Source organism: Streptomyces sp. CB03238, from assembly GCF_002099185.1.
Classification (GTDB): Bacteria; Actinomycetota; Actinomycetes; order Streptomycetales; family Streptomycetaceae; genus Streptomyces.
The window spans coordinates 106,982-121,207 of sequence record NZ_NBCN01000013.1; the positions used below are offsets into that span (position 1 = coordinate 106,982).

14 protein-coding genes are annotated in these 14,226 nt (G+C 71.0%); 2 read left to right on the forward strand and 12 right to left on the reverse strand.

What is annotated here, in order from left to right; genetic code table 11:
• Window positions 1-10: 10 nt before the first annotated feature.
• From BKD26_RS24340 to BKD26_RS24360, 5 genes are all read right to left on the reverse strand, one after another.
• Window positions 11-832, reverse strand: coding sequence for a methyltransferase domain-containing protein (locus tag BKD26_RS24340; protein ID WP_084901990.1), 822 nt, complete (start codon window positions 830-832; stop codon window positions 11-13).
• A gap of 4 nt (window positions 833-836) precedes the next feature.
• On the reverse strand, window positions 837-1,832 hold the full coding sequence (locus BKD26_RS24345; protein ID WP_084901992.1) for an NAD-dependent epimerase/dehydratase family protein: 996 nt from the start codon (window positions 1,830-1,832) through the stop codon (window positions 837-839).
• A gap of 74 nt (window positions 1,833-1,906) precedes the next feature.
• Entirely contained in the window at window positions 1,907-2,716 is an 810-nt protein-coding gene (locus tag BKD26_RS24350) for a class I SAM-dependent methyltransferase (RefSeq protein WP_084901995.1), read from the reverse strand.
• A gap of 115 nt (window positions 2,717-2,831) precedes the next feature.
• The gene (locus BKD26_RS24355; RefSeq protein ID WP_084901997.1) at window positions 2,832-3,722 is read right to left on the reverse strand and encodes a methyltransferase domain-containing protein; all 891 of its coding nucleotides are present in this window, start codon (window positions 3,720-3,722) and stop codon (window positions 2,832-2,834) included.
• Between the two features lie 55 nt (window positions 3,723-3,777).
• Complete coding sequence (locus tag BKD26_RS24360; protein ID WP_143662702.1) at window positions 3,778-4,965, reverse strand: cytochrome P450; 1,188 nt, start codon at window positions 4,963-4,965, stop codon at window positions 3,778-3,780.
• Window positions 4,966-5,082: 117 nt separating this feature from the next.
• On the opposite strand from BKD26_RS24360, the gene BKD26_RS24365 reads away from it, so the two are divergent.
• Entirely contained in the window at window positions 5,083-5,676 is a 594-nt protein-coding gene (locus tag BKD26_RS24365; RefSeq protein WP_084902002.1) for a TetR/AcrR family transcriptional regulator, read from the forward strand.
• A gap of 53 nt (window positions 5,677-5,729) precedes the next feature.
• Here BKD26_RS24365 and BKD26_RS24370 read toward each other — a convergent pair whose 3' ends face one another.
• From BKD26_RS24370 to BKD26_RS24400, 7 genes are all read right to left on the reverse strand, one after another.
• Window positions 5,730-7,244 (reverse strand): tryptophan halogenase family protein, encoded by a 1,515-nt coding sequence (locus tag BKD26_RS24370; RefSeq protein ID WP_084902004.1) that lies wholly within the window; start codon window positions 7,242-7,244, stop codon window positions 5,730-5,732.
• An 11-nt stretch (window positions 7,245-7,255) separates the two neighbouring features.
• Entirely contained in the window at window positions 7,256-8,080 is an 825-nt protein-coding gene (locus BKD26_RS24375; RefSeq protein WP_277622409.1) for a tryptophan 2,3-dioxygenase family protein, read from the reverse strand.
• Window positions 8,004-8,852 (reverse strand): alpha/beta hydrolase, encoded by an 849-nt coding sequence (locus BKD26_RS41515; RefSeq protein WP_084902009.1) that lies wholly within the window; start codon window positions 8,850-8,852, stop codon window positions 8,004-8,006. The genes BKD26_RS24375 and BKD26_RS41515 overlap by 77 nt, the downstream gene beginning before the upstream one ends.
• A 32-nt stretch (window positions 8,853-8,884) precedes the next feature.
• Window positions 8,885-10,096, reverse strand: coding sequence for a cytochrome P450 (locus tag BKD26_RS24385; protein ID WP_084902011.1), 1,212 nt, complete (start codon window positions 10,094-10,096; stop codon window positions 8,885-8,887).
• A 28-nt stretch (window positions 10,097-10,124) separates the two neighbouring features.
• A complete protein-coding gene (locus tag BKD26_RS24390) occupies window positions 10,125-10,625 on the reverse strand; it encodes a flavin reductase family protein (RefSeq protein ID WP_241518805.1) in 501 nt (166 codons plus the stop codon).
• 89 nt (window positions 10,626-10,714) lie between these two features.
• Window positions 10,715-11,008 (reverse strand): acyl carrier protein, encoded by a 294-nt coding sequence (locus BKD26_RS24395; RefSeq protein WP_179166673.1) that lies wholly within the window; start codon window positions 11,006-11,008, stop codon window positions 10,715-10,717.
• On the reverse strand, window positions 10,995-12,494 hold the full coding sequence (locus tag BKD26_RS24400; protein ID WP_084902019.1) for an AMP-binding protein: 1,500 nt from the start codon (window positions 12,492-12,494) through the stop codon (window positions 10,995-10,997). The genes BKD26_RS24395 and BKD26_RS24400 overlap by 14 nt, the downstream gene beginning before the upstream one ends.
• Before the next feature lie 505 nt (window positions 12,495-12,999).
• On the opposite strand from BKD26_RS24400, the gene BKD26_RS24405 reads away from it, so the two are divergent.
• Complete coding sequence (locus BKD26_RS24405) at window positions 13,000-14,190, forward strand: cytochrome P450 (protein ID WP_084902021.1); 1,191 nt, start codon at window positions 13,000-13,002, stop codon at window positions 14,188-14,190.
• Window positions 14,191-14,226 lie beyond the last annotated feature (36 nt).

Consider the following 14,226-nt stretch of genomic DNA (forward strand, 5'->3'; position numbering starts at 1 on the left):
CGTGGTGTGGTCACCGCAGGGGGCGGGTCGCGACGACGAGGCCGTAGCCGAGGCCGGCCGCCCGCAGGCGCGCGACGATGGCGTCGAACTGGTCGACGACCGGGGCCCCGAACCTCCGGACCAGGTCCTCGCGGTCCTCGGTCAGCTTCTGCCGCATGCAGGTGAGGGTCCGCTCCACCGTGTGGTCGGTGATGTCGGTCGTCTCGACGGGGACCAGGCCCGCTTGTTCGAGGAGTGCGTCGTAGTCGGCCAGCGGTATCAGCTTGGTCATCAGCGTCGACCCCTGGTGCTCACCCGGCGCCTTCCGCCCGGTGGCCGACGCCGGAGTGCGGTCCAGGAAGTCGGTGAGGGCCAGCCGGCCGCCCGGTGCGAGCACGCGCGCCGCCTGCCGCAGCGCTCCGAGCCGGTCCGGCATGGCCATCAGCGACTCCAGCAGCCACACCACGTCGAACGACCGCGCCGGGAAGGGCAGATCCATGGCGTCCTCGCGCCGGAACGTCACCCGGTCGCCGATCCCGGCGTCCTGCGCGCTCCGTACGGCCAGTCGCGCCTGTACGGGGCTGTCGGTGATCCCGACGACCTGCGCGCCAGTGGTCCGCGCGAGCCGGATCGCGGGAGCGCCCGTCCCGCAGCCGATGTCGAGAACCCTGTCCGCCGGCCCGGCCTTCGTCTTCTCCGTCATCAGGTCGGTGAGCCGCTGGGACGCCTCCGCCATCGTCGACCGGTCCGACGGGGATTCCCAGTAGCCCATGTGCAGGCTCCCGCCGGAGAGTTCGGCGAGGAACTCACTCGTGTCGTTGTAGAACCCGGCTTCGTCCGTCTGCTGTTGCATGCGGTCAGCCGACCTTGTCCAGTACGCGCTGTTCGGTGGCGGGGTCCAGTCCGCGGCGCGTGTCGGTCTGCTGCCAGGGTGGCTCGCCCTCGCGCCGCAGCCAGGACCAGGTGTCGGCGAGGGTGTCCTCCAGCGGGCGGCCGGTGTCGAGTCCGGCGTCGTGGGCGGCGGTGACATCGACGTCGTGGATGCCGCCCCGCATGGCCGCCGGGAGCCACAGCGGGATGTCGAGGTACGGGCGGACGCCCTCCGCCATGAGAATGTCGTCGCCGGCCCAGACCAGCTCCGCGTCGGACCCGGTCACCCGGCACATCGCCTCCAGCAGCTCGCCCATGGTGTGACGCCCGCGGGCGCACACGGTGTTGAACGTGCCGCCGATGCCCCGTTCCGCGGCGTCCAGCATCCACACCGCGTGGTCCCGGACGTCGACGTACTGCAAGGGATCGTCCGGCGCACCGGGGGCCAGGACCCGTCCCCCGCGCTCGATGCGGCGCAGCCACCAGGTCAGCGTGCCGACGTCCTCGTACGGGCCCAGCATCGGCCCGGGGCGGGCGATCAGGGCGCGGTCCCCGAAGGCGCGGAGCACCCCGAGCTCGGCGCCGCGCTTGGCCGTGGGGTAGAACCCGTCGGCGCTGTCGTCCGGGTCGCCGTCGATCACGGCGGCGGACTCGTCGGCGCCGTGCGGTACCGGTGGCCGGTACACCACCCAGCTGGAGACGTATCCGAAGTGCCGGACCCGGTCGGCCAGGAGCGCACTGCTGTCGGCGATGACACGCGGCGCTCCGTTCCAGGTGTCGACGACGGCGTCCCACTTCTGGTCGCCGATCGCCCGGCGCAACGCCCGGGGATCGGTCCGGTCGGCGATCAGGGACTCGACCCCTCTCGCGGCGGGTGCGCTGAGGCCGCGGTTGAGGGTGCTGACGTCATCACCGCGCGCCAACGCCGCCTCGACGAGGGCGCGTCCCACGTAATGGGTACCGCCCAGCACCAGAACTCGCATGATGTTCCTCTCCTCGCGCCGGGGACGCCGGCGCACCGGATGTCGCGGACAGCGGAGTCAGGAGGGGCAGGGGGTCAGGGGGCGTCGGTGCGCCGCGCGGTGACCGCCACCGTGGCGTACCTCATGGTGAAGCTGCCGCCCATCGCGTCGATGGCGTCCCCGACGCCCCGCAGCACCTCGGCCATCGTGTCCGACGGGAGCCGGGTGAAGGCGCCGAGCGTGGGCATCTGGTCCAGCCAGGCGTCCTTGGTGTACGTCCACTCCCAGTCGTACCGCCACTGCTCCGGCTCGCCGAACCCGCCCGCGGTGCGGATGCCGTCGGCGGACTTGGCGAAGAACTCCTGGTACCCGTCCATGGCCCCCTTCGTCATCGCCGTGAAGCTGAACGGCGCGTTGGGCATCACCCGCTCGCAGACCTCGGCGACGACATCCGCCACGTCGGGCGGGAACTCGAAGACGTTCCAGAACACCGTCAGCCGGCCGGCGGGCCGCAGCACCCGCGCGGCCTTGGCCGCCCCCGCCACCGGGTCGACCCAGTGCCACGCCTGGGCGGCGACGACCGCGTCGAACTCCCGCCCGGACGGCTCCCAGGCCTCGAACGTGGCCACATCGGTCTCGACGCCGAGCTGCCTGGCCAGCTCGGCCAGCCGTTCGTCGGGCTCGACCGCGAGGACGGTGCAGTCGAGGGCCTGGAACTGCCGTGCGGCGATGCCGGTACCGGAGCCGACGTCGAGAACCGTGGCGCCGGGGCTGTTGGCGACGATCCGCTGCACCAGGGCTTCGGGGTAGCGGGGCCGCGCCCGGTCGTAGCGCTCGGCGTCCGTGCCGAACGACTCCGCGACCTGGCGCTGCTGGTGAGGCTGGTTCTCGGGAAGAGTGGGCATGCGCCCACCTTAGTGGGCGCATGCCCACTCGTCAAACGAGGGGAGAAGAAGGCGGAGCCGGGACCGCACCGGTCCCGGCTCCACCGCACGGCCCACGAGGCGGCCGCTCATCGGTTCACCCTCGCGGAACCTCCGCGACGACGACGGCGTACCCGAAACCGGCCGACTCCAGAAGCGGCAGAACCGTCTCGTACTGCTTCACGACCTGCCCGCCGAACGTCTCGACGAGCCGGTCATGGTCCTCGTCGAGCTTCTCGCGGATGCAGGCGAGCGTGGGGGCCACCGTGTGCGCGGTGACGTCCGTCATCTCGACGGGAGCCAGGCCGGCCTCTTCGAGGAGCGTCTCGTACCGCCGCAGCGGTATCGGCCTGGCCACCAGGGGTGCGTGCCCGTGCTCATGCCCGTGCTCGGCCAGATCACCCATGGCCTCCGCCATGCCGTGCCGCACCGGCGTCAGGTCCAGCAGGTCCGTCAGGGCCAGCCGTCCGCCCGGCTTGAGCACCTTCGCCGCCTCCCGCAGCGCGCCGAGCCGGTCCGGGAGATGGAAGATCGACTCGATCATCAGCACCCCGTCGAACGACCCCGCCGGGAAGTCCAGGACCGTGGCGTCCTCGCACCGGAACGTCACCCGCTCGCCCATACCGGCGTCCTGGGCGTTCCGTACGGCCGCCCGGATCTGTACGTCACTGTTGGTGATCCCGACGACCCGGGCGCCCGTCACCCGCGCGAGCCGGATGGCCGGAGCGCCCGACCCGCACCCGACGTCGAGGACCGTGTCCCCCGGCCCGGCCTTCAGCTTCTCCGTCAGCAGGTCGGTGAGCCGCTGCGACGCCTCGGCCATCGTGGAGCGGTCGGACGGGGATTCCCAGTACCCCTCGTGCAGGCTCCCGCCGAACAGCTCGGTGAGGAGACCGCTGATGTCGTTGTAGAAGCCGGCCACCTCCCTCTCCGGCGGAGCGTCCTCGGCCGTCGCCCCGGCACCGCGTTCGACTGCGCGCTCGTTCACAAGTCATCTCTTTCTCGTAGGCCTGAACGGTGTGCCACGTACGCCCGGCCGGCACTCACCAGGTGACGGGCAGCTCCAGAAGCCCGGTCATGAGCCTGCCCTCGGCGTGGGAAAGTTCTTCGACGGGCACCGCCTGCCGCAGTCCGGGGAAGGCGGCGAGCAGGCTGCCGAACGCCACCTCCAGCTCCATACGGGCGAGTTGGGCGCCCAGGCAGCGGTGCGGGCCGTAGCCGAACGTGACGTGTTCGGCGGCGCCCTCACGGGTGATGTCGAAGCGGACGGGATCGGGGAACGTCCCCGGATCGAGGTTGGCGGCCGGCACGCCGGCAAGGACCACGCTGTGCGCGGGGATGGTCACCCCGCCCAGCTCGACGTCGCACGTGGTGGCCCGCACCTGACCGCCGTACGGGCGGGCGGCCAGCGGCGCGTACCGCAGCACCTCCTCCACGGCGGACGGCAGGAGCGACGGGTCGGCGCGCAGCGCCGCGAGCTGGTCCGGGTTGTCCAGCAGGGCCAGCAGCCCCTTGCCGAGCATGGTCGCGGTGGATTCGTTGCCGGCCATGAGCAGACCGCAGCCGAGGTGGACCAACTCCTGCTCGCTCAGCCGGTCGTGCTCGTCGCGGGCCGCGATCAGGTCCTGGAGCAGGCTGTCGTCGGGGTCGCGGCGCTTGGTGTCGACGAGCTCGGTCATGTAGTCCACCACCGCGTGGAGCGCCTTCAGGGACTCCTCCGGCGGGTAGGCGCCGGCGGCCATGACGCGGTCGGCCCAGCCGCTGAAGCGCTCCCTGTCCTGGTGCGGGACGCCGAGGATCTCGAAGATCACGGTGAGCGGGAGCGGGCGGCACAGTCCGGCGATGAGGTCGGCGGGCGGTCCGGCGGCGGCCAGGGCGGTGATCAGCTCATCGGTGATCCGCTGGACGCGGGGCCGGAGGGCGCGGATGCGGCGTGCGCTGAACGCCCCCGCCACAAGGCGGCGAAGCCGGGTGTGCCCGGGTCCGTCGAGGTCGTTGATCCCCGGCTTCTCGAAGACCGCCGAGGGCATGACCACCGCGCCGATCCGCCGGGCCTCGGCCCGGCTGAACCGCGGGTCGGACAGGGCGACCCGTACCTCCTCCATACCGGTGACCAGCCAGCCCTTCATGCCGGTCTCCGTGGTGATCTCCCGTACCGGTGCCTGGCGCCACAGCTCGCGGACCGGGTCCGGAACCCCGTACAACTCGCGGCCGGCCGCCGTGGCCGGCACTGCTTCCCGGGAACCTCCTGTGGGCACAACTGGGGGTATAGTGGGCATGCGCCCACCCTAGTGGGCAGGTGCCCACTGGTCAACGACACGTCCCAGCAAGCGAAGGAGGGCTGCACGATGCCGACAGGGGTAGCCATCCGCGACGTACGCCGGCAGCTGTTCGGTGCCGCCGAGCGCGTTCTGCTCCGGGGCGGGCCGAACGCGCTGACCAGCCGGGAGGTCACCACGGAGGCGGGCTGCGCCAAGGGCGTACTGCACCGGCACTTCGCCGACTTCGACACCTTCCTCGCCGAGCTCGTACGGGACCGCATGGGCCGGATCGACGACCAGGCCGCCGCCCTGCGCGACCGCGCCGGGAGCGGCACCGTCGTGGACAACCTCGCCGGCGCGCTGACGGACCTGTTCGGCCCGGTCACCGTCGGGATCGTCAATCTCGTCGTCTCCCGGGACGAACTGCGCGGCCGGCTGCGCCGGACCACGCCGACCGGCATCCCGGTGCTGACCGAGGCCACGGCCATGATCGCCTCGTACCTCGTCGCCGAGCGCGACCTGGGGCGCATCGCCGCCGACGCCGACATCGACACGCTCTCCCCCACGCTGATCGGCTCCGGGCACCTACTGTTCGCCGACCGGCAGGCCACCGCGCCCGAGCCCACGGCCGTACGCAAGACGGTGAGCGCGGTGGTCTCCGGCGTCCTGCGACAGCCGTAGGGCGGAACCGCCCGTCGGCGCCCCCGCTCCGGCAGGGGCGCCGGGCCGGAGTCTCAGGCGCCGCCGCGCAGCTGCGCCAGGTAGGCGTACTGGCTCGGCAGCCGGTCGATCAGGCTGTCCGCCTGCTGCCGTATCCGGTGGAACTCCTTCACCGCCTCGGTGCCGTCGAGCCGGGCGAGCACCGGCAGCGGCCGGGTCCGGATCCCCCCGAGCCCCAGGAGCATGGCGGTGTACGAGTACGGCTCGAAGCCGTGGAAGTAGGGGTAGACCGAGTCGGCGTCGGGCAGCGTGGTGTGCCACTGTTCGATGCGCTCGGCGAGGGCGTCGGGCATCGGGCGGGTCTTGGCGTCCCGCCAGTACTGGTTGTCGTCGCGGGCCGCGGCGTAGTAGTGCAGCACGAGGAACTCCCGTACGCCGTCCATGACATGGCCGACCTGCCGGTTGTACGCCCGCCGGAGCCGCTCGTCGTCCCGGCCGTCGGGGAAGTGCCGCACCAGCTGCTCGATGCCGTTCTGGATGAAGAAGATCCCGGTCGACTCGAGCGGCTCGACGAACCCGCTGGACAGGCCGATCGCCACGCAGTTCCCGGCCCAGGACCGGGCGCTGCGCCCGATCCTCATCCGGATGTGGTTCGCCGTCACGTCGTCCGCCTCCGGGCCGACGAACTCCCGCAGCGTCCGCTCCGCCTCCTCCGGTGAGCAGTAGTCGCTCGCGTACACGTACCCGGTGCCGAGCCGGTCGAGCAGCGGGATCGTCCAGATCCACCCGGCGGCCCGGGCCGTGGCCGTCGTACACGGCCGCATGCCCCTCCTGGCGACGTCCACCGGCACCCGCAACGCGACCGCGCTGTCGTTGGGCAGGCTGTCCTGGTACGACAGGAACGGCACCCCAAGGGCCTTGTTCAGCAGCATCCCGCGGAAGCCGGTGCAGTCGACGAACAAGTCACCGGCGAGCTCGCCGTGTTCCTTGGTGAGGACGTCGCGGATGTGGCCGCGTTCGTCGAGGCGGACGTCGAGGACGTCGTCGACGACGTGCCGGACGCCGCGCCGGGTGCCGTACCCGCAGAGGAAGCGGGCCAGCAGCGTGGCGTCGAAGTGGTAGGCGTACGGGAACTGTGTGGAGTCCTCCCCCGCCATGTCGAACAGGGTGCCGTCGAGGTACTTGGGCGAGCTCCGCGCGTCACACAGCGCGGCCAGTACGGAGGCGTCCCGGTCGAACCGGTCCCCGGGCCGCAGGTGCTGCCACCAGTCCGCGAGCGAGAAGCCGTTCACCGTCCGCGGGCGCTCGAAGGGGTGGTAGAAGTAGTGGCCCCTGGCCCGCCAGTCCTCGAACCGGATGGCGAGCTTGTACGAGGCGTGGCATTCCGGCATCCACTCGTGCTCGGCCAGTCCCAGGAACCGGAAGAAGTGCCGCACGGTGCTGAACGTGGCCTCGCCCACGCCGATCGTCGACACCTGCTTGGATTCGACGAGCGTCACCTGGATCCGCTCGCCGAACGCCGCCTTGAGGTAGGTGGCGGTCATCCATCCCGCGGTTCCGCCACCGACGATTACCACATGTGACATCATTTTCCCTCTTCTCAGCCCGCGCTCTGCGCGAGGGGGGCGTGCACCTGCTCGCGGTGCGTGCGCAGTTCGGAGAACGGCTGGGTGATCCGGCGCAGCAGGTGGTCGACCCCGTCGGTGGCACCCGTGCCGGGCCGGCCACCGAGCATCTTGGACGTGAGGCCGAGATGGGCCACCTTCCATCGCCAGTACCCGTTGCCGATGTCGAGCAGCCCCTCGGCGACCCGGTGGAGTGCCCCCGCACCGGTCCCGCGCCGGCACACCTCGGCGACGGTGGTGCCGAGGTGCGTCACCGCGGTCGCGAAGGCCTCGTACAGCGTGCCCGTGCGCCGCTCATCGCCGATCAGCCGGGCGAGCGTCCTGAACTGCTCGGACTGGGCTCCGCTCGCGGTGCCGAGGTAGGGCCGGAACGCGGCGAAGTGGCGCAGCGGCAGCCGCTCCAGCACGATCACCTGGTCGTGCAGCACCCGTAGCACCTCGCTCGCCCGCTGCAGGTACTCCGCGCTCAGCTCCAGGTCCTCGGCGCCGCTCGCCGACGACAGCGTGCCGGCCACGGCCTCCAGGTCGGCGACGACCTGCTTGAGCCACAGCTCGCACGACTGGTGCGCGACGATGAAGAAGTGTTCCGCCAGCAGCACCGCACGATCGGCCGTGGGCGGCGTCCGGGTGCGCTGCAGTGAGAGCAGGGTGTCCGTGCGCAGGTAGTCGGAGTAGGTGAAGGCGGTCATGAGTCTCTCCACGTCGCGGTTCCCTGGGCGTCGTTCATGCCGTTTCGGTGAGCACCCGGCGCAGGGTGGCGGCGAATGCCTCGGGTTCGCCCTGGAAGCCGGTGTGGTCACCGGGGAAGTCGACGACGTACGTGCCGAGTCGCCCGGCCAGTGCGACCGCGGCCCGGTGGGACAGCTGCCCCTTGGACGTGGTGCCGCCGCCCACCGCGACAGGGGCGGAGGCGGCCCGCAGCGCCGCGATGTCCGGGGCATAGCAGGCGGTGGGGCGGAAGATGTGCAGGAAGAAGCGGTCGAGGATGGCCCGGACGTCGTCCGGCGGGGTGAACGAGTCGAGGTCGGTGACCTCGTGCCGCCCGCCGCCGGGTGGCCGGGAGAACCGCTCGACACCGGTCAGGGCCGCGTACTTCTTCAACGCCTCGTTGCGGCCCACGTTCACGTAGGTGTCGTACACCTCGTCGGCCGCGGCACGCAGCTGGGCGCTGTCGGGCAGCAGTTCCATCAGCGGGGGTTCGTGGGCCACCAGGGCGCGGACCTGTTCGGGGTGCCGGGTGAGCAGGTCGAGGCCGATGGCGGCGCCTCCGCTGTTGCCGAACACGTAGGCCGGTTCGGTGCCGAGGGCGGACAGCAGGCGGTGGACGTCGTCGGTGAGCACCTCGAGCGTCCCTTCCCGCGCCGGGTCGTCGACGGTGCTGCGCAGGATGCCGCGCGGGTCGTAGGTCACGACGGTGTGGTCCTCGGCGAGCAGGGGCGTGATCGTCGCGAACCCTCTGCTGCCCATGGGGGCGCCCACCAGCAGGAGCAGTGGGCCGGAGCCGTGGGTCTCGTAGCACAGGCGTGCGCCCGGGACGTCCAGCGTGTGGGTGGTCGAGTCGGTGTTCGCCATAATCGGCTCTTCCTTTCCTTCCGTCTCCAAGGTCAGGCCCAGCGCAGGTGGAGGGGGAGCCGCCTGGGGCCGAAGATCCCTCGTGGATCGTGGAACTCGACTCCGGGGCCGGCCGTGAAGTCGCTCCAGCGGCCGAGCATCGCCTCCAGGGCGATCCGGGCTTCCAGCCGGGCCAGTGGGGCGCCGAGGCAGAAGTGGATGCCCTGCCCGAAGCTCAGGTGCGGATTGGGCCGGCGGCGGAAGTCGAAGCGGTCCGGCTCGTCGAACTGCCGCTCGTCCCGGTTGGCCGAGGCCAGCCAGGTGACCACCACCTGGTCCGCCGGAACGGTGTGCTCACCGATCCGGGCCTCCCGGGCGGTCCTGCGCGTGGTCGGGGCCAGCGGTGCGCGGTAGCGCAGTACTTCCTCGATCAGGGTGGGCAGGCCGCTCGGATCGGCGCGCAGCGCCGCGGCGGCCTCGGGGTGGTCGGCCAGGCACAGCACGGAGTTGCCCAGCAGCACCGTGGTCGTGATGTGGCCGGCGAGCAGCAGCAGGCTCACGAACCCGACCATCTCCGCGTCGTCCAGGCGCTGCCCGTCCACCTCCGCGGCCACGAGCCTGCTGATCAGGTCGTCCTTGGGCGCGGCGCGGCGGGAGCGGATGTGGTCCAGGGAGTAGGGGTTCATCTCGCGCATGACGGTCGCCATGGACCGCACGCGCTGCTCGTTGGGCACGAGGCCGGACTGGCCCTCCGGTGACACCAGGGCCTCGGCCCAGCGCCGGAACGTGGCGCGGTCCTCGGCGGGGATGCCCAGGAGCTCGGTGATGACGATCACCGGCAGGGGATAGGCCAGGCCGGAGATCAGCTCGGTCCGGTCCGACCCCTTCATGGCGTCCAGCAGCTCGCCGGTGATGGCGGCGATACGGGGCTCGAGCCGGGCCACCACGCGGGGGGTGAACGCCTTGGCGACCAGGGTGCGCAGCTTGCGGTGCTGGGGCGGGTCCATCCGGACGATGTTGCCCCGGGAGAAGAGGTCGACGTCCTCCTGGGCGGAGGTGAGGCCGCTGAAGTCGGACGAGAAGGTGTCGGGATCACCGAGCACCTGAACGGCCTCGGCGTACCGGAAGACATACCAGACGCCGGTCTCCTGGTCATGGCTGACAGGGTCCTCCGCCCGCATCCGCCTGAACCAGGCCAGTGTCGTCTCGATGTCGTCGAACTGCTGGGCGGCGGCCGGTCCGACGGCACGTTCGGTCCCGGTCATGGGCGGCACCTCTCCTCCTGATCGTTGGTCATGGGCCGGCCGGTTCACGGGTGTCGGCCGACCACGCCGAGAACCGCCGCATCCCGTAGAGGAGCGGCACGTCCGGCAGGACCTCGACGCCCGCCACCCGTCCGACGGCGACGGTGTGGTCGCCGACGGTGAAGAGCCCGGCGACGGCGCATTCGGCCACGGCCAGGGCGTCCCTCTCCAGCCAGGGCAGCCCCTGCCCCCGGGTCGGCCGCCAGCGGACCTCGGCGAAACGGTCCGCCACGGGGGACGAGAAGATCTCCGCGGTGCGGCGCGCCCGGGCGTTCAGGAGGTTCACGGCGAACCAGTCGCGCCTCCGGATGGCGTCCAGGGTGCTGCTGTGCGACGTCAGGCACACGAGCAGGGTCGGCGGGTCGAGGGTGACACTGCTGAGCGAGGAACACGTGGCTCCGCGTGGCGACATGTCCCCGTCGGTGCTGGTCACGACGGCCACACCGGTGGGGAACGAGCTCATCAGGGACCGGTAGTCGTCCGCGTCCACGTGGTGTCGTGTGTCGCGGAGAGGGAGAGGGGCGGGAACGGCGGCGGGAAGGGGTTCCACGGAATGCGGCCTCCGCTGGAGCATGGTGGTTACGGTTTCCCCGCGGTGTCCGGATTCCCCGCGGTGTCCGGGCTTCCCGCCGCGACCAATTCCGCGAGGGAGCACAGTGAACTGAAAGCGCCGGGAGGATTGTCGGGGTCCCATGCGACACGGAATTCACTTTCGATCCTGTCGAGCAGAATCACCAGCGTGAGCGAGTCGACTCCGAGGCTGAACAGCGATGCGTCCCTGTCCACCGGCTCACCGGCGGGAGGCTCGTCCCAGACTTCCCTCAGCAGGGATTCCAGACGGGCCAGGACGTGAACGGCTTCAGTCTTCTCCATGCACATTCCCCCTGTCACTGCCGGCTGCCCGGTTGCGGAGATTCCGCCGGTCGACCTTTCCGGCGGCATTGCGCGGCAGACTCGCAACGACCTCGAAATGAACGGGGCGTTTGTACCGGGCGAGATGCCGGCGTGCGAGTTCCCGCAGGGAGGCGTCGAGCGCCGTGGTGTCGTCATCCGCCGCGACCACATAGGCGAACGGAAGCTCGCCCCACTCCTCGCTCGGTGTCCCGACGACGCAGGCCTCGCGCACGGCGGGATGGCCGAGGAGCACGCGCTCGACTTCCGTCGGGAAGATTTTCTGGCCGCCACGGATGATGACGTCCTTCACGCGCCCCGTGAGGTGGACGTACCCCTGCTCGTCGACCGTCCCGAGGTCGCCCGTACGCACCCAGCCGTCCCGCAGGGCTTCTTCCGTGGCGCCGGGATCGTTCCAGTACCCGTTCATGACGCCGGGACTGCGCACCCACAGTTCGCCGTGGCGGCTCCTGATGGCCGTGCCCATGAGGGCCCGGCCCACGGACGCGGCCGGGCCCCGGGCTTCTCCGGTCGTGTAGTCCTGGTCGGAGGGCGAGAGCGTCGCGACGACTCCCCCGGCTTCCGTCAGACCGTACGCCTGGCGGAAGGCGCATCCCCACGCCGCCCGCGCCTCCAGGAGCAACGGCCGCGGCATCGGCGCCGCGCCGTAGACGACCTCCCGGAGGCGGCCCAGGCCGGTTCGTGAGGGCCCTTGGGCCTTCAGGACGAACCTGAGCATGTCCGGTACGAGGAACAGATGCGTCACCTGTGCGCGGCGGATCGTGGCGAGGCACTCCAGCGGGGTGAACATCCGCATGAGCGCCACCGTCGCACCGGCGGCCATGTACATGAGCGGGAACACCATCGCCCCGTGGGACAGGGGGCCGCAGTGCAGGAAGACGATGTCCGTCTCCGGCGTGACCTCGGCCAGGTATCCCAGGGTCACCGAACGCAGCGAGCGGTGGTCGACACAGACGCCCTTGGGCCGGCCCGTGGTCGCCGAGGTCTGCAGGACGAAGAGCAGCTCGTCGTCGGGGACCTCACGCTCCGGGAGGCGGGGCCGGCACGAGACGGCCTCCGCGTAGGCGCTGCTTTCGTACAGCAGGACGGGGCAGTCGAAGGGGTGGCCTGCCGTCCCCGGGAGTCCCTTTTCCCCGACGACGGCGGAAACGCCGTACTCCGCGACGACGGTGGCCACTTCGTCCGCGACGGCCCCGTAGTGGACGGGGACCGCCGCCGCCCCGATCTTGCCGAGGGCGAAGTAGGTCTCGAGCACCTCGAGGCGGTTGTGCGAGACGACCGCGACCCGGTGGCCGCGCTCGACGCCCATGGCCAGGAAGGTGGTGGCCAGGCTGTCGGTCCGGCGGTCCAACTCGGCGTAGGTGACCTGTCGTTCACCGTCGAGGATCGCGACCCGGTCTCCGTGGCGCTGCCGGCCCCTCTCCAGAAGCTGTTCCATCCAGGACATGACGAGATCTCCCCCCTGACTCGGCCTGATTCCCGGCGCAACACCTCTGGGTGGATATCTCGCCAGTTGATCGCCAGTCGATCGCCAGTGGCACGTTGCCGGACAGCTCCCCGCGCCAACAACCCTCATTTTGCGGGGGTACCTTCGCAGCGGTACATCTGCTAAAGGGATCGCTTGCCGGGTGGAGGGTGATCGAGGGGGCGGGACTTTAACATACGTACCGACCCATAGGTACCCCCTCAAAATCAGGGTTGTTGTGGCCAACGCTGTCCGGCAACGTGCCTTTGGTACACAAGCGATCCAAGCGTGAGTCGATTCCGGCGTGGCCGCATCGCAACCGGGCGATGCGGCCACGCCATCATCACGCTTGTCCATTCGTTGCGGGGGACACTGATGACGTCGCGCACGTCCGTGCTGCTCTTCCGGCCGGCTTCGGGTGTGACCTCCTCCCGATCGCCTTTCTTCATTCCGTCATAGGCCGCACCGCACAGATCGGAATGACGCCATGGACCACATACTCGACTACCCACACGCGGCGGACCACGCGGGCGACCTGCCACCGGAGCTGGACGAGCTGCGGGCGCGGGAGCCCGTCTCCCGCGTCCGCCTCCCGGACGGCAGGACCGCCTGGCTCGTGACGCGTCACGACGACGTGCGCACCGTGCTCTCCGGTGAAAAGTTCACCCGCGACATGTCGGCGGTGAGCGGCGCGGCGGCCACCGACCCGGGCCCCGGCACGATGCGTACCGTCAACATGGACGGCCGTCCACACCTCGAACTGCGGGGACTGGTGTCGAAGGCGTTCGGCGTACGGCGGATCGACGGCATGCGGCCGCGGGTCCAGGAACTGACGGACCAACTGTTCGACTCCTTGGAGGAGGCGGGGCCGCCCGCGGACCTGGTCCGGCACGTCGCCGCTCCCCTGCCGGCCCTCGTCATCTGCGAGCTGCTCGGATTCCCCACCGAGGACCATGCCGCGCTCAGCCGGTTGTGCGACCGCATCACCACGGTGGGCGGCGGCCTCGACCAGTCGGCGTGGCTGGAGCTCAGCGCCTTCGTCGACCGCACCGTCCGGGCCAGGCGCGCGGAGCCCGGACAGGGCGGCGCGTCGGATCCCGATGTGCTGAGCGTGCTGATCCGCGCCCACGACGAGGCACGCCTCACCGAGGAGGAGCTGGTCTCCCTCACCGTCGTCATCCTGGCCGGCGGGCTGGAGACGACGCAGACCGCGATCAGCGCCGGACTGCTCAGGCTCTTCCGCAACCCCCAGCAACTGCAGAGGCTGCGCGACGACCCCGGACTCCTCGATCCGGCGATCGAGGAGATCCTCCGCTACCAGCCGGTCGTCGATCTCAACCGCCTCCAGATGGCGACCGAGGACGTGTGGCTGAGCGGTCGGCTTGTGTCGGCGGGCGACCTCGTGCAGATATCCATCAACTCCGCCAACCGCGACGACCAGCTCTTCCCCGAGGCGGCGCGGTTCGACATCGCGCGGCAGCCGAACCCGCACCTCGCGTTCGGCCACGGAGCGCACCACTGTCTCGGCGCGGCCCTGGCGCGGCTCGAACTGAGGACGGTGTTCTCGACGATACTCCGGCGCTTCCCGGGACTCTGCCTGGCGGAGCCGCCGGAGAGCCTGCGCTGGCGGGGCGGCCACGTGACGTTGGGCCTGGAGGAACTGCCAGTGAGCTGGTGAGGCCCTCCTCGCGCCCCCATGGCCAGGAAGGAACGT